The organism is Methanoregula sp., assembly GCF_049686655.1.
In the GTDB taxonomy this organism is placed as follows: Archaea; Halobacteriota; Methanomicrobia; order Methanomicrobiales; family Methanospirillaceae; genus Methanoregula.
The window spans coordinates 34,854-58,536 of the sequence record NZ_JBAVIG010000078.1 but is presented as its reverse complement, the minus strand read 5'-3'; the positions used below and the strand labels follow the sequence as shown (position 1 = coordinate 58,536).

General features: G+C 57.8%; 20 protein-coding genes and 1 tRNA gene. 18 read left to right on the top strand and 3 right to left on the bottom strand.

The window, feature by feature from the left end; all coding sequences use genetic code 11:
- Positions 1-77: 77 nt before the first annotated feature.
- The 6 genes from thsA (at position 78) to WBL42_RS11405 (ending at position 6,495) form a co-directional block, all read left to right on the top strand.
- The gene (gene thsA / locus WBL42_RS11430; RefSeq protein ID WP_424721408.1) at positions 78-1,676 is read left to right on the top strand and encodes a thermosome subunit alpha; all 1,599 of its coding nucleotides are present in this window, start codon (positions 78-80) and stop codon (positions 1,674-1,676) included.
- A 172-nt stretch (positions 1,677-1,848) separates the two neighbouring features.
- A tRNA-Ser gene (locus tag WBL42_RS11425) sits at positions 1,849-1,933 on the top strand.
- Between the two features lie 285 nt (positions 1,934-2,218).
- Positions 2,219-2,422, top strand: coding sequence for a hypothetical protein (locus WBL42_RS11420; protein WP_424721407.1), 204 nt, complete (start codon positions 2,219-2,221; stop codon positions 2,420-2,422).
- A gap of 1,103 nt (positions 2,423-3,525) precedes the next feature.
- The gene (locus tag WBL42_RS11415; protein WP_424721406.1) at positions 3,526-4,761 is read left to right on the top strand and encodes a 2,3-bisphosphoglycerate-independent phosphoglycerate mutase; all 1,236 of its coding nucleotides are present in this window, start codon (positions 3,526-3,528) and stop codon (positions 4,759-4,761) included.
- Between the two features lie 19 nt (positions 4,762-4,780).
- Positions 4,781-5,626, top strand: coding sequence for a polymer-forming cytoskeletal protein (locus tag WBL42_RS11410; RefSeq protein WP_424721405.1), 846 nt, complete (start codon positions 4,781-4,783; stop codon positions 5,624-5,626).
- A gap of 2 nt (positions 5,627-5,628) precedes the next feature.
- Positions 5,629-6,495 (top strand): hypothetical protein, encoded by an 867-nt coding sequence (locus WBL42_RS11405; protein ID WP_424721404.1) that lies wholly within the window; start codon positions 5,629-5,631, stop codon positions 6,493-6,495.
- A gap of 221 nt (positions 6,496-6,716) precedes the next feature.
- Here WBL42_RS11405 and ileS read toward each other — a convergent pair whose 3' ends face one another.
- The gene (ileS, locus tag WBL42_RS11400; RefSeq protein ID WP_424721403.1) at positions 6,717-9,902 is read right to left on the bottom strand and encodes an isoleucine--tRNA ligase; all 3,186 of its coding nucleotides are present in this window, start codon (positions 9,900-9,902) and stop codon (positions 6,717-6,719) included.
- A gap of 179 nt (positions 9,903-10,081) precedes the next feature.
- On the opposite strand from ileS, the gene WBL42_RS11395 reads away from it, so the two are divergent.
- Together WBL42_RS11395 and glgP are read left to right on the top strand one after the other, a co-directional pair.
- Positions 10,082-10,651 (top strand): hypothetical protein, encoded by a 570-nt coding sequence (locus WBL42_RS11395; protein WP_424721402.1) that lies wholly within the window; start codon positions 10,082-10,084, stop codon positions 10,649-10,651.
- Positions 10,652-10,694: 43 nt separating this feature from the next.
- Positions 10,695-12,884, top strand: a complete 2,190-nt coding sequence (glgP, locus tag WBL42_RS11390) for an alpha-glucan family phosphorylase (RefSeq protein WP_424721401.1) — start codon at positions 10,695-10,697, stop codon at positions 12,882-12,884.
- A gap of 475 nt (positions 12,885-13,359) precedes the next feature.
- On the opposite strand, the gene WBL42_RS11385 is transcribed toward glgP, so the two are convergent.
- Positions 13,360-15,081 carry a response regulator gene (locus WBL42_RS11385; RefSeq protein ID WP_424721400.1) on the bottom strand — a complete coding sequence of 574 codons (1,722 nt, stop codon included), beginning with the start codon at positions 15,079-15,081 and terminating at the stop codon, positions 13,360-13,362.
- A 132-nt stretch (positions 15,082-15,213) separates the two neighbouring features.
- On the opposite strand from WBL42_RS11385, the gene WBL42_RS11380 reads away from it, so the two are divergent.
- From WBL42_RS11380 to WBL42_RS11335, 10 genes are all read left to right on the top strand, one after another.
- Entirely contained in the window at positions 15,214-15,681 is a 468-nt protein-coding gene (locus WBL42_RS11380) for a TIGR00725 family protein (RefSeq protein WP_424721399.1), read from the top strand.
- A gap of 186 nt (positions 15,682-15,867) precedes the next feature.
- A complete protein-coding gene (locus WBL42_RS11375; RefSeq protein WP_424721398.1) occupies positions 15,868-17,187 on the top strand; it encodes a D-aminoacyl-tRNA deacylase in 1,320 nt (439 codons plus the stop codon).
- Positions 17,184-18,275 carry a cell division protein FtsZ gene (ftsZ, locus tag WBL42_RS11370; protein ID WP_424721397.1) on the top strand — a complete coding sequence of 364 codons (1,092 nt, stop codon included), beginning with the start codon at positions 17,184-17,186 and terminating at the stop codon, positions 18,273-18,275. Before WBL42_RS11375 ends, ftsZ begins: the two co-directional genes overlap by 4 nt.
- Positions 18,276-18,281: 6 nt before the next feature.
- Complete coding sequence (locus tag WBL42_RS11365; protein ID WP_424721396.1) at positions 18,282-18,503, top strand: protein translocase SEC61 complex subunit gamma; 222 nt, start codon at positions 18,282-18,284, stop codon at positions 18,501-18,503.
- A 10-nt stretch (positions 18,504-18,513) separates the two neighbouring features.
- On the top strand, positions 18,514-19,038 hold the full coding sequence (locus tag WBL42_RS11360; RefSeq protein ID WP_424721439.1) for a transcription elongation factor Spt5: 525 nt from the start codon (positions 18,514-18,516) through the stop codon (positions 19,036-19,038).
- Positions 19,039-19,334: 296 nt separating this feature from the next.
- Entirely contained in the window at positions 19,335-20,045 is a 711-nt protein-coding gene (locus tag WBL42_RS11355; protein ID WP_424721395.1) for an SRPBCC domain-containing protein, read from the top strand.
- Positions 19,987-20,307 carry an SRPBCC domain-containing protein gene (locus WBL42_RS11350; RefSeq protein ID WP_424721394.1) on the top strand — a complete coding sequence of 107 codons (321 nt, stop codon included), beginning with the start codon at positions 19,987-19,989 and terminating at the stop codon, positions 20,305-20,307. The genes WBL42_RS11355 and WBL42_RS11350 overlap by 59 nt, the downstream gene beginning before the upstream one ends.
- Positions 20,308-20,459: 152 nt before the next feature.
- Positions 20,460-21,128: a flavodoxin family protein gene (locus tag WBL42_RS11345; RefSeq protein ID WP_424721393.1), complete on the top strand. Its 669-nt coding sequence runs from the start codon at positions 20,460-20,462 to the stop codon at positions 21,126-21,128.
- 28 nt (positions 21,129-21,156) lie between these two features.
- Positions 21,157-21,990: a DUF169 domain-containing protein gene (locus WBL42_RS11340; RefSeq protein WP_424721392.1), complete on the top strand. Its 834-nt coding sequence runs from the start codon at positions 21,157-21,159 to the stop codon at positions 21,988-21,990.
- 2 nt (positions 21,991-21,992) lie between these two features.
- Positions 21,993-22,784, top strand: a complete 792-nt coding sequence (locus WBL42_RS11335; RefSeq protein WP_424721391.1) for a DUF169 domain-containing protein — start codon at positions 21,993-21,995, stop codon at positions 22,782-22,784.
- Between the two features lie 42 nt (positions 22,785-22,826).
- Here the strand turns inward: WBL42_RS11335 and WBL42_RS11330 are convergent, their stop codons facing one another.
- Positions 22,827-23,456: a TMEM175 family protein gene (locus tag WBL42_RS11330; RefSeq protein ID WP_424721390.1), complete on the bottom strand. Its 630-nt coding sequence runs from the start codon at positions 23,454-23,456 to the stop codon at positions 22,827-22,829.
- Between the last annotated feature and the right edge of the window lie 227 nt (positions 23,457-23,683).

Below are 23,683 nucleotides of genomic sequence, written 5' to 3'. Positions count from 1 at the left end.
ACCAATGTTCCGGTAGACCAGCATTACATTATATATAGAAGTTCAATTCCACCTTTTACAACATCAGAGGATCAATTATGCTTTCAGGACAGCCAATTATCATCTTAAAAGAAAATGTGGAGCGTAATTACGGGAAGGAAGCCCAGCGCTCGAATATTGCGGCAGCAAAGGCGATCGCCGGTGCCGTCAGATCGACGCTTGGCCCCCGTGGCATGGACAAGATGCTCGTCGGCTCCACCGGTGACATTGTTATCACTAACGACGGCGCGACCATCCTCGGGGAGATTGCCGTTCAGCATCCCGGCGCAAAGATGGTTATCGAGGTCGCACGGACCCAGGACGACGAAGTCGGCGACGGCACCACCACCGCAGTCATCCTTGTCGGCGCCCTCATGGAACAGGCAGAGTCAATGCTCGAACAGGGCATCCACCCAACCGTCATCGCACAGGGTTACCGCATGGGCATGGAGAAAGCGCTCGAGATCGTGAACAGCCTCTCGCTCAAGGTCGACCCCTCGGACCGCAAGATCCTGATCAAGATCGCCGACACCGCCATCACCGGGAAATCCATCGAACAGGTGAAGGGCAAGCTCGACGGCATCATCGTTGATGCGGTCATGACTGTTGCAGCGAAGGAAAACGGCAAGATCCTCGTTGACGAAGAAGACGTGATGATCAAGAAGCAGAAGGGACAGTCCATGGACGACGCCGAACTGATCCGCGGCGTGGTCATCGACAAAACCCGGGTCCACGAGGGTATGCCCAAGAAGATCACCAAGGCAAAAGTTGCCCTTATTGCTACCCCCCTGGAAATTACCAAGACCCAGGTAAAGGCAAAGATCAAGATCTCCACCGCTGATCAGATCAATGCCTTCAGCGAGCAGGAACGCGAAGCATTAAAGAAGCTCGCCGATAACATCATCGACAGCGGCGCAAATGTTCTTCTCTGCCAGAAGGGCATTTCGGATATCGCCCAGTTTTATCTCGCCAAGGCAGGCGTACTTGCGATCGAAGACGTACCCGAAAAGGACATGAAGTATGCAGGCCGGGCGCTTCACGCAACGATAGTAGGCAAGCCCGAGGCACTCACGGCAAAGGATCTCGGGGCCGCGGACCTTGTTGAAGAGGATTCAGAAGGCAGCGTAACCCGGATCTCCGGGTGCAAGAACCCGAAGACCACAACCATCCTGCTCCGCGGGACAAGCGATTACCTGCTCGACGAGCTCGAGCGGGCTGTTGTCGATGGCACCCGCGTAGTAATGGATGCCATGGAAGACGGTACCTACGTTGTCGGTGGCGGTGCAGTTGAGACCGAGCTCCTGATGAAGATCCGCGAATACGCCCAGACTGTAGGCGGCCGTGTGCAGATCGCCATCGAGGCCTATGCAGCTGCATACGAGTCCATCCCACGGGCGCTTGCAGAGAACTCCGGCTTCAACCCGATTGACAAGCTGGTCGAGCTCAAGAATGTCCACTCCAAGGGCAAGAAGAATGCCGGCCTGAATGTCTACGAAGGCAAAGTCGTTGACATGCTTGCGGAAGGTGTTATCGAGCCCCTCAGGTCCAAGCGCCAGTCCATCCAGAGCGCTTCCGAGACCGCCGTCATGCTCATCCGTGTGGATGACATGATGATCACCCAGCAGGGTGGCAGGGCCGGCGCCCCGCAAGGGATGTAAATACTAAAAATCCGTTCCTTTTTTTCGTTTTCTCTATTCGCATCCACGGGATCTTTTTCCTGCGAAGCTTGGGCCTTGGGTATCTGGTGCAAAAAGACCCACGGTACGCCGTGACCTGTCCCGGCTCAGATAACTATTAGTGGAATAGAGGAAAAAAATAAGAGAACCGGGTGCCGAGGTAGTCTAGCCCGGGAAGGCGGTAGCCTCGAAAGCTACTGGCGCTTCGCGCCTCGGGAGTTCAAATCTCCCCCTCGGCGTATGAACGGGAGCTTCCCGATCTCCCCTGTTTTTGTAATATAGATCTTTTCCCGTACCGGTCTCCCGGTCCGGCCGTGTATTCTTCCCACCTGCACCCACACTCCGGCTAATTTTAAAAAAACGGACAATATCGGTGATTTAAGTTAAATAAAGAGAGAAAATGGGATTTCTCGAATTTGCTCATTAAAAAATTATTAAATATATCCTGTTCCTAGTACTTGTTACATCAGTAATGCCATGCATCTGATCGTGCATGGCAGGTACGCAGGAACAAGGTGCATGTTATGCTTCGAATCAGACAGAACAAACCGTTTATATCCGGGGACGCGAAATCATTTCGGGCCATCCGGAGACTGAACCTGAACCGAACCTACATGCCGCTGAAGATCGGTGCGATTGCAGGGTATATTATCCTCGGGATGCTCTCGGCGTCTACCTCCATGTTCGGCATTCTTGTCGGGGCCGTACTCCGCATGGTCGGGTTATAACCCGTTCTTTTCAGGATAGCGGTAATTACCGGCGTCCCGGGTGACGGAGGCACCCATGTGTTGTTTTTTAGTCCTGCAGACAACCTCGAAGATAACACGAAGTTGGAATCTATCGAGATTAGCCAGAATTATCTTACAGGAGATCTCTTTCATTTGAATTCGGAATAATCGGGATTTGAGATCCGGCCCGAACTTCCGTATCAGATAGAGAATCTGGATTCAACCACGACCCGTTTGCGGTATCGGATTGAATCGAAGTGTTCAGTCATCTCTTTTCTCTTGGTACCCGGACATTCACGAATTCCAGGATCTTGTTGGAATGACAGAATCGGTATGCAGTTCATGTCGGATCAACTGATGAATTTTCTGGGAATCATATCTCTGGTCCATGATATATCATTCAGATCGTCGGATTTTGTGGCATTTCTTTAAGATAACCTTTCAGGGTTTTTCTATTGAGTTTTGTTTGTGTTCCTGCGAGCCTGACCGTGCAGGTTCATGCATGGCAGGGTTCTGTAAAATCTTCAAACGCGATCATGAGATGTTAATCAGCGTGCCAGCAGTTGTATAATTATCCAACTGTTGGATGTATAACTAACAGCAAATTGATTTGTCCGGTGTGAGGTTCCGGGTCATGAAAGTGAGGGGCGATTGAAAAATTTCGAGCGAAGGAAGGAAGGTTGATGGCGTTTTGAAAAACTTCTGGGGACGTGTTGCATGATAACACCAAAGATGCCCGTACCTGCACAAGAGCATTAGATATTAGCGATGCCAGATACGCAAAACGCCTCGTCTGGTTTTGCGCTACTCAGTACGTTTCCGGGAAGATGTGATTTTGAATTGAAATCCTCTGGCAGGATATCGCAATCGGGTCGCCGCAGCGGCAGGGCAAAGCCCTGGGAACGTCAGGTGCCCGAATCTTCAAAGGTCTTCTGGATCTTTTGCTCACCCGGAATGAGTTATCATATCCGGAAAGGACAGAACAAATCAGGGTTCAACACGTTGAAGAACACTTCCGGTTTTCATCCTGGCTCTCCTTTCCATATGGCAATAGGTATCACCGGGAAAGATAATTACCCCATCCGCCCAACCATTGCATACGAATGACCGCAAACAAGATCCTGTTCATCGTGCTTGACGGAATCTCCGACAGGCCAAATCCCGTGCTCGGCGGCACAACCCCGCTAGCCGCGGCGAGGACGCCCGTGCTCGACAAGCTGGCAGCCGAAGGGATCTGCGGGATCATGGACACGATCGCACCCGGCATCCGGCCCGGGTCTGACACCGCTCACCTCGCCCTCCTCGGCTACGACCCTTACAAATATTACACCGGCCGTGGACCGCTCGAATGCGAAGGCTCGGGGATCCACATGGAGCCCGGGATGATAGGGTTCCGGTGCAACTATGCGACGGTCTCGAAAGAGGGGGAAGTCCTCGACCGGCGGGCTGGCAGGATCCATGACACGGCTGCGCTGAGCAACGCGATCCAGGACGGGGTCGACCTCTCGAAGTTCGGTGTGGAGTTCACGTTCCGGTCGGGCGCCGGGCACCGGGCCGCCCTCGCTCTCAGGGGAGAAGGCATCGGGCACTGTGTTTCCTCGAACGACCCGAAGAAGGAAGGCGTTCCTCCGCTTGTTGTCAGTGCGGTCAGGAAGGCGGCAAATCACGAGAAGACGGCCGCAGTCTGCAACGAGTTCGTGAAGCAGTCCACGAAGATCCTTTTCGACCACCCGATCAACCTCGAGCGGATCAGGAAGGGGCTGAATCCGGCAAATATCGTCCTTATGCGGGGCGCCGGCGAGATGGGGCACTTCGAGACGTTTGAGAAGAAGTACGGCCTCAAAGGCAGCGTCATCTCCGCCGCGAGCCTGATCACCGGCATCGGCCGTGCGGTCGGCCTTACTCCTGTCACGGTCCCGGGCATCACCGGTTCGATCGACAGCAATATCTCGGGCAAGATTGCGGCGGCACAGAAGGAACTGGAGACGAAAGACTTCGTGCTCGTCAACATCAAGGGGGCCGACGAATCCGGCCATGATGGCCTTGCAGAGCAGAAGCGGGACTTCATCGTGAAAATTGACGCAGTTCTTGAGCCGCTCCTTGCACTGCAGGACACGATCATCATCATCTGCGGCGACCACTCCACGCCCTGCACTATCAAGGACCATTCCGCCGACCCGGTGCCGGTCATCATCCGGGGCGACGGGGTCCGGCGCGACGACGTGGTCAGGTTCGACGAATACACTTGTGCACAAGGCGGGCTCTGCCGGATCACCGGCACCGCGATCATGCCGATCGCTCTTGACCTGATCGACAGGGCGCACAAGTTCGGGGCGTGACCGCACTGCCGGGGATTGCATGAAGGAACGATCGGTAAAAGACTGGCACAACCACTGCCTCCTTCCTGACGGGACGGAGCTGCAGGAGCACAGCATCAAGACCGACCGGAACATCGTGATCGGGGAGTTCTGCCAGATCGATTACGGCCTCCGGGGCAACGATGTCTTTGTCGGCGAATCCTCAAAGATCCGGGAGTACGTCTGGGCAAACGGTGACACCCGGATCGGCAACTGGTCCGAGATCGGCGGCGACGTGATCGCCAAGCAGGACGCCTATATCGGCGAAGGTGTGAAGATCAATGGCAGGCTCTCGGTCGCCGGGGCGCTCGACATCGGCGAGAAGGTCGAAATCCGTGAGGGTTTTGAGGCAAAGGGTGACGTCGAGATCCGGAACCCGATGCCGGTCTTCATGTTCATCATCATCTACTTAATGACCCTCCTCAGGATCGAGAACGAGAAGGAGCTCGACCATATCCTCGACGACCTCTTCTCAGAAGACGACGGGAAGCCTGAGATCCCGCTGATGATTCCCGCCCGCTCGAAACTGAACATGAAGCTCTTCGCGGTCCCCTCCACGATGAAGATCGGGAAGGGCTGCCGGCTGCACGGCAACATCCGGGCCGGCTCGATCGAGGTCCTGCAGGACACGGTGATCTTCGGGAGCCTCCGGGCAAGGAACCGGATCACGGTGGTCAGCGGTGTCGTGGTCCACGGGAACGTTGAGAGCGGTTCGACCGTATACGTCCGGAAAGGCGCCCATATCCTCGGTGACGTGAAGGCAAAGGCGATTGTGCTCCACGAAGAGGCGAAGGTGGACGGCACGATCGAGGCACCGCATGGGATGCGGATCGAGCGGGGCGAGTGATTATGGCACCTCTTAAAGCAGCAGAGATTCTCGGCGTGGAGGAGATCATATTTGTCGAGCCGCAGTTTGCGATGCTCCCCGATCCACGGTACAATGTCACCCTTTCCCTGGCACACGGGGACGAAGGCCGGCTCCTGCTGGACGAGAAGGAAGATCCGATCGCGCTTGCATTCCACAATGGCGACTGCTGGGTAGCCGGGTCATTCCTCTGCAGGAACCCTAACGCAACCCTCATCGAACAATTCGAGAACATCAATGGGGAGATCTACCAGGAAGACCGGGCGGTATGGGCGGCAGCAGTCCGTGAATATTACAGCACTTCAATCCCCACTGAGGTCCCTCCGTCAATCGAGGACCTCAACCCGAAACGCCGGGGAATTCTCGGGAATCTTATTGAGGAGTTCTGGGGATCTGGCAGCGGCGAGACCTGCGTGGACTGCTGCTGCGGTTCCGGTGTGGGTTCACTCGTCCTCAGGGACCTGAACTATACTCCGCTCTCGTACGACAACGATGAGACCCTTCTCTGCCGAGGACTCAAAGAGAACCGGCTCCTGCCGGAGGAGACGATGTGGCTCGATGCCATGATCGCCTCGCGCTATTTTGAGCCTGTGTCAAAAGGGATAGGCATCATGATGGGCGAGATCAACTGCTTCGCGCAGGACATGTGGCAGCAGATTGTCAGCGAGCTCTTCGCGGTATCGCGGGAGACGCTCATCACGGTAGGGACTGAAAGGGAGGCCCTGCTTATCCGGGACTGGGGTGCGGATCTCGGCCGGCAGGTGACGGTCACGGAGAACCCGGCCGACCCGATCTACGATCTATGGGTATGCAGGTCGGATGCAAATGAAGGACCAGCCGATACCCGCTGATATTTCAACACCTTTTCTGAACCCGGATCGGTCCGGAAAATTATGGCGATACATTCACCGGTGTGTTGTTAAAAAACTCACTTAAAAACAATTTTCACGAAAAATACCCGGTTGCGGGATATTATTGCCAGGAAATCTTCGGGTGACCCTTGTCCCTTTTCTTACGCTATAGTAATGTTCAACTGACATTAAAAAAAACGGGTATAAAATAAGAACTCCCTTTAATTCGCTTTCCCGATCCCGATCATCATCGCCACACCTTCGACGTCCCACTCCTTCACGGAGGCAAACCGGGCCGCATCCGGCCGGCTCCCGTCTTTCGAGAACCCGAAGGACACTGCCCTGACCTCGTCGGCGATCATCGCGATCATCTCGCTGGTGTGGAGCAGGGTGAGGATCCGCTTGTCGCTAACGGACACGTCCGCATTGATAGTATCCTCGACCGCGAGGTCGAGTTGTTTGCGCATATCCTGTACCCGCCGGATCACTTCCCGGGCATATCCTTCAGCTTCAAGATCGGAAGTGAGAGCCACATCCACGTAGACCGTGGCATCGGTCATCGGGGCGGAGAAGACTTCTGAGGGAAGCTTTTCGGTGAAGGTGACATGCTCGCTGCCGATCTCGAAGACTGCATCGCCGCTGGTGAGGCGGTACGTCTTCCCGGCATCGATTGCAGCCTTAAGCGCATTGCCGTCTGCTGCTTCGATGAGACCCTTCAGGTTGAATGAGTCCTTGCCGAACCCCTTGCCGAGCGCCTTCATCACCGGCTCGGCGTGCCAGCCCACCCGGTCCCACCGGCCTATGACCACGCTGACCTTCCGGGCATTCGCCCGGTCCATGCAGACTGCATTGAGCCGTTCGATCGCATCCTTTACCGGCTCTGCACTGGTCACGACAACGACTTCGGAGACCGGCCACCGGAGTTTCCGCTTGCCTGCCTGCCGGGCATTGGCGCTCGCTTCGTCAAACGAGCGGACGAGCTCAACCGCGTGTTCCAGCTCCCGGTCAACGAATGCTGTCTCACCTGCGAACCAGTCGAGCAGGTGGACGCTGGCCGGATCATTGGCACACCGGAGGTTCCCGAAGATCTCCTCGGTGAGGTGCGGGCAGAACGGGGCGAGGAGCGTAGTAAGCCTGCGCATCACGTAGTAGATCGTCTCGTAGGCAAAGACCTTCTGTTCTGATTCGCCTTCGAGCCACATCCGGGGCCGGACGAGCTGGACATACCAGCGCGAGAGATCCTCAAGGATAAAGTTCACGAGCTCCCGGGTGGCCCGGTGGAGCTGGCACTCCTTCGTGGCCGCATCGACCGTAGCCGCAACCGAGTTGATCCGGGAGATGATGAAGCGGTCCTCGTCCGGCATCATTTTCAGGTGCGCACGGATGTATGCGTCGTCCCATACACCGTCCTTTGATGCAGGTTCGAACGTATCGAGGATCATGTAAGGGATCGGGAAGCGGTACACGTTCCAGAGGATGTTGAGCGCCCGGTTGGTGGTGCCGACCCCCTCCCAGTTGAACTTGAGGTCGTCCCACGGGGCGGAGGAAGAGAGTACATAGAGCCGGAGTACGTCGACACCAACCTTGCCGATTACATCGCCGGGGTTCACCACGTTCCCGAGGCTCTTGGACATCTTCTTGCCCTCAGCATCGAGGGCAAAGCCATGCATGCAGACGCTCTTGTAAGGCGCCTTCCCGAACGCGATGGTGCTCGCGCCCAGCTGGGAGTAGAACCAGCCGCGGGTCTGGTCCTGCCCTTCGGCAATGAAATCGGCAGGCCAGAGTGCATCGAACTCCTTTGTTTTCCCGGGGAACCCGAGCGTGGCCCATGAAGCAACCGCAGAGTCGAACCAGACATCGAAGATGTCCTCGACCCGCTTCATCGTGCCGCCGCAGCTGCACGGGATCGTCACGCTGTCCACGTACGGGCGGTGGGGATCGGGCAGGGACCTGCCGCTCCGTTCCTCGAGCTCCGCGATGGTGCCTACCACCCGGTAGGCATCGCACTTCGGGCAGACCCAGACCGGGATCGGGATGCCCCAGTAGCGCTGGCGGGAGATGCACCAGTCCCGGGCCTCCTTGATCCAGTCGTAGAACCGGGCACTGCCGGCCCATTCGGGGTACCACGTCACTTTTTCGACTTCCGAGAGCATCAGGTCCCGCATCTCGGAGGCCTTCAGGAACCACTGAGATGTGGCCCGGAAGATGATCGGTGTCTTGCATCGCCAGCAGTGGCCGTACCGGTGGGTGACGGTCTCTTTTGCAAGGATGTGGTCGCCCAGTGCCGCAAGCACGTTCTCGTTTGCGTCCCTGACGAACTGGCCGGCAAACTCCCCGGCCTCTGCCTTGAACCTCCCTGCGCCATCAACAGGGCAGACGATGGGAAGGCCTTCTTTTGTCCCGAGCACATAGTCGTCCCAGCCATGGCCGGGAGCGATGTGCACCATCCCGGTATTCTCCAGTGCCACGAACTCCGCCGTCACGACCTTGTGCTCGATCTCCCGCTGGAGCGGTACGATCTCTTTGAGGGGGGACTCGTACGCCCAGCCGACGAGCTCCGTTCCCTTCTTCGTTTCAACTACGGAATAGTCCTTGAACCGGCCCTTCTTCAGCACCGCCTTGACGAGGGGTTCTGCGATCCAGAGGAACGCCTCCTTCCCGTCTTTCTTTGCATGCACCCTGGCATACTCGAACTCCTTTGAGACCGCAACCGCTACGTTCGCCGGCAGGGTCCAGGGGGTCGTGGTCCAGATGAGGAGGTACTCGCCCGGCTTTCCGGTAAGAGGGAACTTGACGAAAACCGAGGGGTCGTTCTCGTCCCAGTATTCCACTTCGGCGTCCGCGATCGCCGTCTCGCACCGGGGGCACCAGTTCACTACCCGGTGGCCGCGTTCGAGCATCCCGCGGTCCTCTGCCCTGGCAAGGGTCCACCAGGCCGCTTCAATATACTCAGGCTTCACGGTCTGGTACGCCCCGGGGAAGTCCATCCAGACTCCGAGAGCGGCAAACTGGTCGTCCATCAGTTTCTTGTTATCGACAGCAAACTCCCGGCACTTCTCGATGAACGGCTGGATGCCGAACTTCTCGATGTCCTTCTTGGATACAAAGCCGAGCGCCTGCTCGACTTTCACCTCGATCGGCAGCCCGTGCATGTCGTACCCTGCCCGGTCGATCACATGCCTGCCATTCATCCGGTAATAGCGCAGGATGCTGTCCTTTAGGATCTTGTTCCATGCCGTCCCAAGGTGGATGTGCCCGGTAGTATACGGCGGGCCGTCTACAAAGAAGAACGGCTTGCCCCTGCTCCGGTGCTGACGGACGGTCTGGTAGGTATCGTGGGTGCGCCAGTATTCCTGCACCGCACGCTCGATCTCCTGTGCATTGAAGTTCGCGGTGACTTCTCTCAAAAAAACCCCTCTTTTCTCACAACGGGAAGCCCTTTTGTGTGTTCACATGTTGGCGTCCCTGCACAAAGTAGTTTTTCTCTCATGCCGGCCCGCACCTGTCAGGCATCATCCAGGAATCAGGGAAGTAAATGAAAACAGGATCGTAACCAATATATGGACATCTTTTATACTCTACCACTATGAAGGCCGCCTCCTATTCTGCCCTTTTTATCCTACCCGTGGTCCTGCTGCTCCTCACCGCAGGCTGCACCACCACCCAGTCACCTGCTTCTCCGGGGACCCCCTCCGGTACTGCTGTCCCGGGTGCGCAGCAGGCAGCTGCACCCGCACCTGCTGCCACATCTGCAAAGACTGCCGATATCGACACAACAATCGGGGTAAATTATAACGACTTTTCCTGCCTTAACATCCAGGACCAGATCGGGATCACGTACCTGTATCCCGGTGAGAAAGTGACTCTTACTGCCGCTCCCCCGGCGGGTGGGGGGGTAAATGTCAACGTGCTGATTGTAGATGAGAATGACCAGATCGGGTTCCGGCAGATCAGGCCGAAGTGGGATATCGTCCAGAAGTCCTGGGTCTATGCGGGCATCGTTCCGTTGATCCAGCTCAACGATGTGACGGGTGCGGTTGAGAAGACGGCCACGATCAAGACCCAGAGCATTTATTACATCTGTGTCGACGACCGGAAAGAGTCCGGTACCAGCGATGCCATCTACCAGGTCCCGGTCACACTGAGCCGTTTTTAACCCCCCCCTTTTTCCCGCATAAGAAAAAGTATAAGCCTACCAGATGACAGAGCACTCGCTTGCTGTGTCCGGAACCGATAACCGTTTTACCCATATCCCGCCAAGGCTGGCCGGCCTTGCCGACCTTGCCTACAATCTCTGGTGGAGCTGGCACCCCGAGGCACGGATCCTCTTCAAGCAGCTCAACCAGCTGGCATGGAAGGCGAGTGTTCACAACCCGGTGAGGATGCTCCGGGACACCCCGCAGGAGTTCTTCCTCGCTGCTGAAAATAACGAGGAGTACCTGCGGCGGTACGATATCATCATGAACCGCTTCCGGCGGTACATGAACACTACGTCCGGCTGGTTCCGGGAAGAGTACCCCGGCAGCCGGACCCTGACCATCGCATATTTTTCCGCGGAGTATGGCCTGCACCACTCCCTCCCTATGTACGCCGGGGGACTGGGTTTCCTTGCCGGCGATTATCTCAAAGAATGCAGCGATCTCGGTGTTCCGATCGTTGCCGTTGGGTTCATGTACTCGGAGGGCTACCTCCACCAGCACATCCTGCCTGACGGGTGGCAGGAGGGGATCCAGGAGACCCTTGACCGGGATGCCGCACCGGTCAAGCGTGTGCTGAACGACGAAGGAGAACAGCTGGTCGTTCAGGTGCCGCATATCGAGCCTCCCATCTTTGTCGCTGTCTGGCGGGTGGATGTCGGCAAGGTGCCGCTCTATCTCCTTGACACGGACATCCCCCTGAATGATGAGGAGAACCGGCGGATCTCCTCCAACCTCTACACTTCAGACCAGGAGGAACGGCTCCGGCAGGAGATCGTGCTCGGCATCGGTGGCAGGAAAGTGCTGCACGAGATGGGTATCCTGTACTCGTCAGTCCATCTCAACGAGGGGCACCCGGCCTTTGCCCTGCTGGAACGGATCCGGGAACGGGTTGAGCGGGGGATCAGTTTCCCCGATGCCCTAAACCAGGTCCGGGTGACCTCGCTCTTCACCACCCATACCCCGGTCGCAGCGGGCCACGATGCGTTTCCTCCGGAACTGGTGGACCGTTACTTCTCCTGCTATTACCCGGCGCTCGGGATCACCCGCGGGGAGTTCCTCGGGCTCGGGACGCACCCGGATTATCCGGAGAGCGGGTTCAACATGACGGTCCTTGCGATGCGCCTCTCCTCCTACCACAACGCGGTCTCACAGCGGCACGGGGAGGTAACACGGCAGATGTGGAAGAACCTCTGGCCGGATCTCACGCAGGACAGGGTCCCCATCGACGCGATCACGAACGGGGTGCACCTCCCGACCTGGCTGAACCCCCGGGTCGAGGATCTCCTCGACACGTACTTCTACCCGGTCACCCCGAACTGGCAGCAGGAGCACGATGACCCGGGCATCTGGAACCTTGTCGACGAGATCCCGGACGGGAAGCTCTGGGACCTCCACTTCGACCTCAAGATCAAGCTCATCAACCGCATGCGGGAACGGATACGGATCAAGTGGGCAAAGAAGCAGGAAGACCCTCTCTCTCTTGCTGCCGCGGGACTCCTCCTGAACCCGTCAATCCTGACCCTCGGCTTTGCACGCCGTTTCGCCACGTACAAGCGTTCCGATCTCATCTTTTATGATATGGAACGGCTGAAGCGGATCGTCTGTAACCGCTGGCGCCCGGTCCAGATCATCTTTGCCGGCAAAGCCCACCCCTCGGACTACGAAGGGAAACGGATTCTCCAGAAGATCTACCAGCTCGCCCAGCAGCCCGAATTCGAAGGGAGGATCGCGTTTGTCGAGGACTACAGCGAACAGACCGCCCAGTACCTTGTCCACGGGGTCGACGTCTGGCTCAACAACCCGATGCCACCGCTTGAGGCGAGCGGGACGAGCGGGATGAAGGCGGCGATGAACGGTGTGATCAACCTCAGTATCCCTGACGGCTGGTGGCTCGAGGGGTACAACGGGAAGAACGGGTGGTCATTCGCGAATACGACTGCCGGCAATGACCGGGATACGGCCGATGCCTGCGCGCTCTACGATATCCTCGAACGGGAAGTGGTCCCGCTCTATTACTCGGCCTCGCTGGACGGGATCCCGCACGGTTGGGTGAAGATGATGAAAGAGTCCATCAAGAGCAATGCCCCCCGCTTCTCTGCCCGCCGTATGGTCAAGGAGTACGTCTCGCGCTATTACCCCCAGCTGGTGACCGGGGCTGATGTAGCCTACGCGTGTGTGCTCAGGAGGTGAGCCGTGTGCCCCCCTGGATCTTCGATACCGTTTTAAAAAACTACAGCCCGATCCCTGGCTTCCTGGTCCGGTCTTCCCATACCTCACGGGCGGGAAGGCCTCCGGTGTGCGATTGCAAAGTTGAGCGAACCCGGCTCATGACGTTCTTCCGTAACGGCAGGATCGAATAAAAAGAATCTTTTGGTTTTTTTGCTCTGTAGAAAACCTCATAATCGCGGACGCTCTTTTGGGCTTTGCCCCCGCCGCTATGGCATCCCCCAGTTGCGATGACGATGTACTACCTGCCATTTGACTATGGTCATCGCACTGCGCCCCGTCCCCCGCGGGGGACTGGTGGCGCAAGGGGGGGGCATCGTCTCTTCGAAAAAAAATAATTTCTACAGAGCAGGTTTTTTTTAAATACAGGGCCGGGAGGTATGCTTCCGTTCCCTGTACCGGATCGGCAGTAATATTTCCCGGCAGGTTATCCGGCTGCTTACTCGATCTTCAGGTTCTCCGGTGAGAATGATTTCATCAGCTGCTCGATATGCGTGTAAGCTTTCTTGTGGTCGATATACACCCTGAACGAGCTGCCATCCTTTGTCGTGATGGTCATGAACCCGGAGAGCAGGACCGGTTTTTTCAGTTCGATCCTGGTGATGTCGCCTTTCTCCGCTACGAAAATTTTCAGTTTCTCGAGGTCTTTCACCTGCTTCTGGCGGGTATCGACCGTGGTGCCGAACAGTTCGTCCATCATGAATGTGCTGAACTGGACGCCCTGGGAGTTCTCCGCGTTCATATCGGGGTTCCGGATCACGAACAGCCGTTTGCTGGTGGCATATACCCCGTATCCGCCTGTTGACGACCCGATGGCACCTGCAATAGCGCCCCCGATCCCGTCACCGGAAACTTTCAGCGTGATACTCGAGATGCCACCCATGTACTCCTCCTGGTCTGCCGCCTGGTACGGTTCGCCAACCGTTATTGCTTCGATTGCTGCAATCAGGCTCCCTTTTGCGTCGTATACGGGGGAACCCTTGCCCCATAACAGCATTGGCTTACCCCGGATGCTGACATGTTCCACATCCCCGATGTAGGTGTCCCCGACTTTCTTGATGCCCTGCGGTGCTGCGGCCCCGGGCTTGCCGGCCAGCGCGAGGATCTGGTCGATGAGCATGGGAACCGGTTTCCCGTAGAAGGGAACCGCATATTCCCGGTTCCCCTTGCCGACAACCGCGGAAGCCGGGACCCCGGTCAGCTCCTCGAGCCCCTTGTTCCATGCGATGATGATGCCACCCTTGTCCACGGCAAAGACGGGGTTGTCCAGCGACTGGATCGTCTCGACCAGCCCCTTCCAGTCCGCCTCTTCCGGGGCGGACAGGGGCGCGTTCACAGGTGCCTGCGGGGCAGAAGGTGCAGACGTCTTCACCGGCTCCGGGCTCCCGATACGGATCGCAGATGCATGATCCCTGCCGGAGACCTGGTATTCCGTCACCGCGCCCCGGGCATCGAAGAACCCGCGATAGCTCCAGAGGAGCGGGACCTGTCGGTTGTCGCCGTTGCTGATCCGGTGCTCGAGCAGGAGGTCGGGTTTTATTGTCGAGAGGTTCTGGAGCCGGACGAGGACGAGCGACCGTTCGTTGTCCGGGATGCGGGAGAAGAAGTTGCTCTTCAGCATTTCTTCATAGGTTTTTTTGAAGAAATAGACCCCGGCCTCGTTTACGTAACTGAATGTGCCATCAGGACCCAGCCGGCAGATAAGGTCGGTCTGGTTCTCGACCACCGACTGGTAGAACCGCTCCCACTCCGCGATCTCGTGCTCGGCATGTCGTTCAGGGACACTCTTCCTGATGAACTCGACGAGTTTTGTGATCTCCTGCGCAGAATCCGCACCCTTCTGAAAGTAATAATCAGCGCCGCAGTTCAGGGCATCGATTGCGATATGGGCGAGCCGTTTGGCAGTGACGACGATGAAGAGCGACTGGCACCCCCGCGCCCGGATCTCCTGCAGCATGGCAAGACCGTCCATGTCCGGCATCGCATAGTCCGATATGATCACATCGAAATACCTGGTGTTTATGAGTTCGAGCGCCTCGCTGACCTTGGATACGGAGGTGACAGAAAACCCCGGCTGCCGTTCGAGTTTCTGGACGAACGCGTCAAGGAAGAGCGGCTCGTCATCTACGCATAAAATGGATATCGTGTCGGATTGCTGCACAACAATTCACCGTGCTGATGTAGTCAGTTTCTATTCACTCAAAGTAAAATAAATTATGGCATATTGTTCTGCAGGAGCGTGCCCGGGACAACTCTCCGCAGGTTTTTCCCTTGGGCGGGCTACGGTTAGTGCATGCAGATTGCGGTTGCCGGTGCGGCGGACGCAACGGAAGCAGAGTACAAGGCTGCGTATGCAACCGGGGCCCTGATCGCACAGCAGGGAGGTGTCCTTATATGCGGAGGTCTTGGCGGGGTGATGGAGGCGGCGTGCAAAGGCGCCCGGGAGCACGGGGGGACGACCGTGGGTATCATCTCCGGGACAGGCGACGGGAACCAGTACCTCGATATCGTGATCCGGACCGGTCTCGGGCATGCCCGGAACGTGCTGGTCGCCCAGTCCGGTGATGTGATGATCGCGATTGGCGGGAGCCACGGGACCCTGTCGGAAATTGCGATCGCCCTCAAGACCGGATGCCCGGTCTTCGGCATTGCCAGCTGGGATATTGACGGGGTGGTGAAATGCACGACTCCTGCGGATGCGGTGGGGCTGGCTATAAAGGCTGCCAGCCCTCCCTCCCGGCATACGCCCGGGCCGGAATGAACCGGCCGGGGCAGGCCTGCACGACCGGGTGCCCCTGCAACCGTTCCCTGCCCCGCCTCTTGTGAATAAGTTTCCCGGTTTGACCCGGCCAAATAGCCCCTCACTGGAACGGGCCACCGGGCCCGGGGTAACGATCACGCCACATACGGGCACCCTTAATCGTCCGGCACGATCCACTGAGTACCAATGAGGATCGCGCTGGTCAACTCCCGTCAGGACAAGGCGGGCCTGAATATCCGGCACCATATCGGGCAACTGCTCGATGAGGGCGGGGCAGGCGGATGGCAGGTCCCCGGCCGCACATACGCGTTCTACGATGTGGAGGAGCGGCTGATCCATGCGGAGGCAATCGACCGGGAGATCGAGGCAGACCTGCTGGTCTTCCTCTCCCGTCACTCCAGCGTCAACCCGGTTCCGGTCCTCACTGTCCATGTCACCGGGAATTACGGGGCCGCGGAACTTGGCGGCGAGGCCCGGACCCTGGCACCCGCTGCACCGGCCATGATGCAGGCCACCTTACGGGCCCTTGCCCGGCACTGCCCGGAAGGGTACCGGGTGTCCTACGAAGTGACGCATCATGGGCCCACCTCCCTCTCGATCCCATCGTTCTTTGTCGAGATCGGCAGTACGGAGAAGGAGTGGGGAGACCCCGTCGCGGGCCGGGCTGTCGCGGAAGCCGTGCTCAGTGCGGCACCTGTCAATGCGATCCCGCTGATCGGGATCGGGGGGACCCATTACGCACCCCGCGAGACGGAGATCGCCCTCACCTCCCGGGGGGCATTCGGGCATATCGCCAGTTCCCTGCGCCAGGTCTCCGCACTGGACACGGAGATGGTGCAGGAAATGATCAGGCAGAGCGGGGCGGTCGCTGCATATATCGACAGGAAGTCATTGTCCCGCCCCGAACTTGAACGGCTGACCGGGATCTTCGAATCCCTTGAAATACCCCGGCTCTCTGAGAGCGAGATTGCCGCAATGGGAACCGTAGCATGGGGTACCTACCGGACCGTACGGAAGATGGCTGACGCGATCACTCCCGGTGCCCGCTGTTACATCCATGCCCTGGAAGGTGCCGGCACGCCCGTGCTTGTTAAGGCAAATCCTGTTTTAATTGCCGAAACCGTGAAATCGGACGAGCCGGGGTTCATAAAAAATCTCGACAATTTGCCGCTCGTTCACATTTCCACGCACGATAACTGCCTGCTTCCGGAATTTATCACGTATACGCACCATTCCCCTGAAATAATAAATGATTTAAATACATTGTGCGTAAAAATCATACGTAGTAAAGAGATCACTGCAACGGAGAAAGATAACCTGATCATTACGAAGGTCCGGTTCGACCCCCACAAAGCGCGCGAACAGGGGATTGTACCCGGACCATCCTACCGCGAGCTGGCAGGGGGCCGGCCGGTAACGATCGATGGCAGGACCATCACACCCGACATGGTGTCTTCCCGCAGTGAGATCCGGATCCACATCCCGGGGTTGGAGAAGTTTTCATGAGGTCAATTGTTGAAGAGGCACTCACTAAGGCGAGGGACGAAACCGTGTCCCCTACGCAGAATAACGAAGACCTTGATCAGATTCTCGCCGAACTCAAGACCGAGATAGCGGTGATCGGTTGCGGTGGCGGCGGATCGAACACGATCTCCCGCATGATGGAGGAAGGCATCCACGGCGCAAAACTGATTGCCATGAACACCGATGCCCAGCACCTGATCCGCACCCGTGCAGACCAGCGTATCCTCGTCGGACGCCAGCGCACCCGGGGCCTCGGCGCCGGCTCCATCCCGCAGATCGGGGAAGAAGCAGCCCTCGAGAACGAACAGGAGATCCGGGCAGTCGTCTCCGGTTGTGATATGGTCTTCATCACGGTCGGGCTTGGCGGCGGAACCGGTACCGGTGTTGCACCGGTCGTGGCCAAGGCCGCCCGGGAAGAGGGGGCCCTCACCATCGCGGTTGTCACCCTTCCGTTCGCTGCGGAAGGTGCCATCCGCATGGAGAATGCAGAAGCAGGTCTCGAACGCCTCCGGGAAGTGGCAGACACCGTCATTGTTGTGCCCAATGACAAGCTGCTCGAGATCGTGCCAAAACTCCCCCTCTATGCCGCATTCAAGATCGCGGATGAAGTCCTGATGCGTGCGGTCAAGGGCATCACCGAACTGATCACGATGCCGGGCCTCGTGAACCTCGACTTTGCCGACGTCCGCACCGTGATGGAACGCGGCGGCGTAGCGATGATCGGGATGGGCGAGAGTGACAGCGAGGACAAGGCAGCCGACTCGGTCAAGAAGGCGATCCGCTCCCCGCTGCTCGATGTGGATATCAGCGGTGCGACTGCCGCGCTCGTCAACGTGGTCGGCGGCCCGGACATGACTATGGAAGAGGCGGAGGGTGTGGTGCAGGAAGTCTACAATCGCGTGGACCAGAATGCCCGGATTATCTGGGGTGCCCAGATCGACCCGTCGATGGAGAACAAGATGCGGTGCCTGCTGGTGGTCACGGGCGTACGGTCGCCACAAATATATGGTCGCAATGAGAAACTTACCCCCAAAGTACAGAAACAGTTTGAGATCGATTTTCTCAAGTGATTCAATATGGAAATTTCAAAACCTGATTTCAAGATGGACGGCATACACGAGGCCATTCACGAGGAATTACTCCGCAAGTACCTCCGGGTCCTCAAGCTCGCGCGCACCCCCACCCGGGAAGAGTTCACCAAGATCGCCACGGTTGCCGCCGCAGGTGTGCTTCTTGTTGGCCTGATCGGCTTCATCATCTTCGTGGGATTCGAACACAAGACCATGCTGGGATTCTGACCCGATGTCTATGACCCAGTCCCAGACCCCTGCACCCGCCGCTCCCCAACCCCCTGCTGCCCCTGAAGTATTCAAGAACAGGATCTTTGCGATCAAGACCACCTCGAAGCAGGAACGGACGGTAGCGGATAATATCCTCAAGGCGATCGAGACCAAGGCGACCGACGTCAAGGTGACCGCGATCATCGTCCCGAACGAGCTGCAGGGCTACGTGCTCGTGGAGACTCCCGAGAAGATGAACCGTGTCGAACAGCTCGTGGAGCTTATTGCCCATGCACGCTCGGTAATCAAGGGCGAAACGAGCCTCGCCGAGGTCGGCCACTTCCTCATCCCGAAGCCGGTCGTCTCCGGTATCGAGGAAGGTACCATCGTCGAGCTGATCGCCGGGCCCTTCAAAGGTGAGAAGGCTGTCGTCAAGCGTGTCGATTCCGCAAAGGAAGAGATTACGGTCGAACTGTACGAAAGCGTAGTCCCGATCCCGATCACCGTCCGTGGCGACAACGTCCGCGTAGTAGAGAAATTTTCCGACCGGTAATACTTCCGGTCTCTTTTTTCAGCTATACGATTGCACAAGAGCCCGGGCGTTCGTTCCTTAAATAGTCCGGTCGCTACTCCAGTCGCCCGATCTCACCGTAAGGAGGAAAGCGCTTATCCCCGGGTGCAATGGTACGAGCCAAAGATATATGTCGCTGGTAATAGCATGAATTTTTTAAAAGCACCACTCCAGCCGGCAGGGTGTTATAACCGGGTGGTTTTACCCGGGCATACCGGGAATGCCCGGCCGCCTCCCGACAGTGCATATGGTACCGGGACGAACGAGGGATGTACATCATGGCAATAGCACCAGATAAGAAAAGAACGGGATTGAAGATCACCCGCGTCTTCGATGCGCCGCGGGAGCTCGTATGGAAGGCATGGACGATGCCGGAATATGTGATGCGCTGGTGGGGGCCGGAGGGCTTCACGTCGCCGCTCTGCACCATCGATATCAGCGTGGGCGGCAGGTACCTCTACTGCATGCGATCGCCCGATAAGCATGACTTCTGGAGTACCGGTGTCTTCCGTGAGATCGATCCCCCGAAACGGCTCGTTGTCACGGACAGCTTTGCGGATGAAGAGGGCAACGTGGTCCCGGCTTCGCACTACGGGATGAACTGGGACTGGCCGGTCGAGGTGCAGGTCACTGCCACGTTCGAAGAATACAGGGGCGGGACGAGGTTCTCCCTGCAGTATGAACGCACCCCGCCAAAAGAGATGATAAGTCCCATGATGGCCGGCTGGAACCAGTCCCTCGATAAGCTCGCTGCCGTCCTGGGAGAGGAGAAGTCACGCCATGGAAAGACCGTTCTCGTTGCCGCGCCGGGAACACAGGAGATCGTCATCACCCGCATCTTCGATGCGCCCCGGGAGCGGGTGTTCGGGGTGTCTACGGATCCAATGCTGCTTTCCCGGTGGTGGGGACCGGCACGGCTCACGACCACGGTTGAACGTATGGTACGTGAAGCCGGGCGGTGCCGGGCGGGTTGTCCAGCGCGATGCTGAAGGCAATGAGTTCGCGTTTCACGGCGTGTATCATGCGATCGAAACCCCTGTGCGGCTGGTCCGGACGTTCGAATTTGAGGGCACGCCGGGCCATGTACTGCTGGAAACCGTGACGTTCGAAGATCTGGGCGGCAGGACAAACCTGATCGACCAGTCCGTATTCCAGACGGCAGAGGATCGCGATGCGATGCTCAGGTTGGGGATGGAGGAAGGGGCGGCAGAGTCCATGGACCGTCTTGCCGCGCTTTTAGCGAAAGGCTAAACCCGGAAAACAGGAGATCCTTCTGTTCGTCCTCAACCGGCCGGGTCTCTGCCGGCAACAGAGTATCCCTGCTCCATGCACCCCGCCGACCCACCAATCAATAGCTTTATCACCGATATTCTCTGATTCCCATCCATCAGGATGGATCACTCATGAAAGTAATCGGACTGAATGCAAGTCCTAAGGGAAAGGACAGTAATACCCTCCGTCTGGTGAACGCTGTACTGGCCGGTGCGAAGGAGGCTGGTGCAGAAACTGAACTCGTGGATATATACACGTTACGTATAGAGCACTGCACGGCCTGCGGCACCTGCTATGCAAAAGGGGAGTGCACCCTGCTCGATGATTTCCCGGATCTCTTTGAGAGCATGATGAATGCCGACGGGATTGTGCTCGGCGCTCCCAACTATATTGACTGCGTGCCCGCCCCGATGAAAGCGGTCTTCGACCGTATGGCGGATGCGATCCACTGCCAGATGCTGACAGGAAAGTTCGGCTGCTCGGTCTGCACGGCCGGGGGGAGCGGGGAGCACGAGGTGGTCGGGTACATGAACAAGGTGCTCATGACGCTTGGCGCAAATGTCGTGGGGGGGATTGGCGTTGCGATCGGCAGGGACCCAGCAGCGCTCGGGAAGGCCGGGAAGGATGCCCACGAGCTGGGGAAGCGACTGGCCCGGTCTATCCGGGGTGAGATCTCCTATCCCGAACAGGACGAGAGTCACCGGCAGAGAAGGGAGTACTTCTGCCAGCTCGTAAAGAACAACAAGGACAAGTTCGCCCACGAATATGACTGGTACGTCCAGATGGGCTGGATGAAATAAACCTGCAGGAATATTCTGGTGAAATGATATGAAGAGTATCACCGCAGAAAAACTCCGGCTTGACTACGAACCCGTGGCAATTCTCTGGAGCAATACAAAACCCGAGGGCGCATTGCAGATCAAACCCCACGGGCAGTCCTGCATCATGCCGTTCTTTGCGCAGGTCGCAACGAAGGGGAAGACCGCCGTCTTCGACCGGGAGAGTTACGGATGCCCCGGTGCCAGGGCAGGCCTCGGGTTTGGCAACGGGTACTACGATGCCTTCGGCGGCGCCGGTGTAGAATTCATGTCCGCGTTCTTCGTGAAAGGGCAGGAGAGCGCAAAAAACCCGGAAGCCTATTGTGCGACCGTGCAGCATGTCCCCGGGCGGGAGCGGGAAAAGTTCCTGCATGGCGAGCGCCTGCACAAAGATACGGAGAAGGCAAAGCGGTTCATGACCGCTGACCTGCCGATCACGGACATTGCCGAGAAGTACGTGATCTTCACCCCGTTAAGCACGGTGAAACCCGGCGAGCGCCCGGTCGTAGTGGTGTTTGTGGCAGACCCGCTGCAGATCACCGGGCTCGTCACGCTGGTAGGGGCAGTCCGCGAGGGCACTGACCCGGTACGGGTCCCGCCCATGGCCGCCTGCCAGCAGATCGGGGCGTTCGTATATGACGAGGCAAAGAAGGAGCACCCCCGGGCCGTGCTCGGGTACACGGATCTTGCCGCACGGGCCAATGTTGGGAAGACGATCCCTGCGCATATGTTTACCTTTGCCGTACCCTTTTCCCTCTTTGAAGAGATGGAAAAAGAGGCAAAAGATGGTGTATTCGACGGCCCGATCTGGAAAGGGCTTGCTGCAGAGAGTGAGGTGTTGTGATCATGACGAAAACAGATTTCAGGGAGATCGGGGCCAGGCTGAAGACAGCATTCAGGCTAACGACGCGCCCGCTTGCGGTGTACGGATCCGAGGTACTGCCGGAGGGGATCCCCCCGATGACCGGGGTGAACCGGTGTTTTGCGGTTTCCCTGTACCGGATGGCAACCGGAAACGAGGTGTCAGCAATTTATGTCAGTGCCGATACCAGCGAGGGCTGCTGCATGGGTGGTCTCTACCACGTTGGGTATATCCCCGTCCCAAATGATATCAAATATTTCGTATCGACCGGCCGGAAAGACGTCCGTGGCGGGGCAGCCGAATTCCTGAAGGCCAGCCCGGAGCTGGTCGAACAGTGCACGCTGGCAGCAGGACCGATCCATCCCCCGGGAAAATACCTCATCGTTCAGGCCTGCGAGGCACTGCGGGATGCCGGGCCTGAAGTCAGGTCCCTCTGCTGCTTTGGCACGGGGGAGCAGATCCGGAACATGGCAGCGCTCATCCACTTCGACCGGGACGACCCGTTCTCACCTGTCATCGTACCCTGGGGCTCTTCCTGCTCGACCTTTATCACGTTTCCGGCGGGCCTTGCAGAGAACACGCCACCCAACACCGCGTTCATGGGCCCGCAGGACCCGACGCAGAACCACTCCCTCCCGCCCGAGATGATGGCGCTGGGCATTCCCGCAGGGATGGCCGAAAGGATGGTAAAAAACCTGGACGTTTCATTCATTACCCGGCGGCCGCAGGTGGCATTTCCCAGCCACGGGAAACGGCCGGACCGCCAGACTGCCTGAGCCGAAGGGTGCAACAATATACAATTCTTTTTTCCGGGATCTTTACCGGATTCTCCTGAGCCGGAACCAGAGGAGGAAGGGAACGCAGATATAGATGGCCACACCGTAAGGAATATTCAGGGCAGCGAGGATAATTCCCACGCAGGACAGGACCGGGATAATGAGGGTGATCTCTTTTCCCCGGCGGATGATAAATTCCGGTAGGTCCGGGTCTACCAGCCGGTGGTCTTTTGTTGCATACCGCCACTGGATGTGGAAGAGCAGGCCGGTGATGAGGAGGTGCGCCTCGAACACTCCCGAGGCAAGGGGGTCCGCAGGAAAGATCCCGGCAATGGTGCTGGTGAAGGGGATGAAGGCGACCAGCATCAGGATGATGATGTTGAGCCAGAGGAGCGTCCGGTCAATGTACCGGATATGGTGGAACTGGCTGTGGTGGGCCACCCAGAACGCGGCGAGGAGGAGGAACGAGATGATGTACAGGATCACGTCCGGCACCGAGTTGACAAGGATATCGTGGGCGGGCGTTTTTGCAAGCGTTGCAACGGTGAACGGGTAACCGGCACCGAGCACGAGGAGTGTCATGCCGAACGCGAAGATCCCGTCCGTGAGGGACTCGATCCGCCCCTTGCCAAAGCCGATGTTCACTTCGGTCCTGCTTTCCGTTCGTTCCATCGAAGTTTCCCCATTATTTACGATACAATTCCGGCTGGATCCGTATCGTTGTCTCATGGTACCTTACCCCACATCTCTATCTAGTTTTCGAAAAAAACCGGCCGCCGGCTTCAGGGAATGAGGAGAAAAGACCGGAAATTTTCCCGAGTCGGAAAATATTTTTTTCACAGCGGGTGTATCAAAAATGGCGTTGTAGATCCACAGACGAACCGATACGGTTTACACCC

Bases quoted from the DNA above. Each gene is read 5' to 3' on its own strand.
- WBL42_RS11375 (WP_424721398.1), top strand. From the start codon at position 15,868: ATGAGGATCGCGCTGGTCAACTCCCGTCAGGACAAGGCGGGCCTGAAT.
- WBL42_RS11405 (WP_424721404.1), top strand. From the start codon at position 5,629: ATGGCACCTCTTAAAGCAGCAGAGATTCTCGGCGTGGAGGAGATCATA.
- WBL42_RS11365 (WP_424721396.1), top strand. From the start codon at position 18,282: ATGGAAATTTCAAAACCTGATTTCAAGATGGACGGCATACACGAGGCC.
- glgP (WP_424721401.1), top strand. From the start codon at position 10,695: ATGACAGAGCACTCGCTTGCTGTGTCCGGAACCGATAACCGTTTTACC.
- WBL42_RS11335 (WP_424721391.1), top strand. From the start codon at position 21,993: ATGACGAAAACAGATTTCAGGGAGATCGGGGCCAGGCTGAAGACAGCA.
- WBL42_RS11380 (WP_424721399.1), top strand. From the start codon at position 15,214: ATGCAGATTGCGGTTGCCGGTGCGGCGGACGCAACGGAAGCAGAGTAC.
- WBL42_RS11340 (WP_424721392.1), top strand. From the start codon at position 21,157: ATGAAGAGTATCACCGCAGAAAAACTCCGGCTTGACTACGAACCCGTG.
- WBL42_RS11355 (WP_424721395.1), top strand. From the start codon at position 19,335: ATGGCAATAGCACCAGATAAGAAAAGAACGGGATTGAAGATCACCCGC.
- WBL42_RS11360 (WP_424721439.1), top strand. From the start codon at position 18,514: ATGACCCAGTCCCAGACCCCTGCACCCGCCGCTCCCCAACCCCCTGCT.
- WBL42_RS11415 (WP_424721406.1), top strand. From the start codon at position 3,526: ATGACCGCAAACAAGATCCTGTTCATCGTGCTTGACGGAATCTCCGAC.
- WBL42_RS11420 (WP_424721407.1), top strand. From the start codon at position 2,219: ATGCTTCGAATCAGACAGAACAAACCGTTTATATCCGGGGACGCGAAA.
- ftsZ (WP_424721397.1), top strand. From the start codon at position 17,184: ATGAGGTCAATTGTTGAAGAGGCACTCACTAAGGCGAGGGACGAAACC.
- WBL42_RS11410 (WP_424721405.1), top strand. From the start codon at position 4,781: ATGAAGGAACGATCGGTAAAAGACTGGCACAACCACTGCCTCCTTCCT.
- WBL42_RS11345 (WP_424721393.1), top strand. From the start codon at position 20,460: ATGAAAGTAATCGGACTGAATGCAAGTCCTAAGGGAAAGGACAGTAAT.
- WBL42_RS11330 (WP_424721390.1), bottom strand. From the start codon at position 23,456: ATGGAACGAACGGAAAGCAGGACCGAAGTGAACATCGGCTTTGGCAAG.
- WBL42_RS11395 (WP_424721402.1), top strand. From the start codon at position 10,082: ATGAAGGCCGCCTCCTATTCTGCCCTTTTTATCCTACCCGTGGTCCTG.
- thsA (WP_424721408.1), top strand. From the start codon at position 78: ATGCTTTCAGGACAGCCAATTATCATCTTAAAAGAAAATGTGGAGCGT.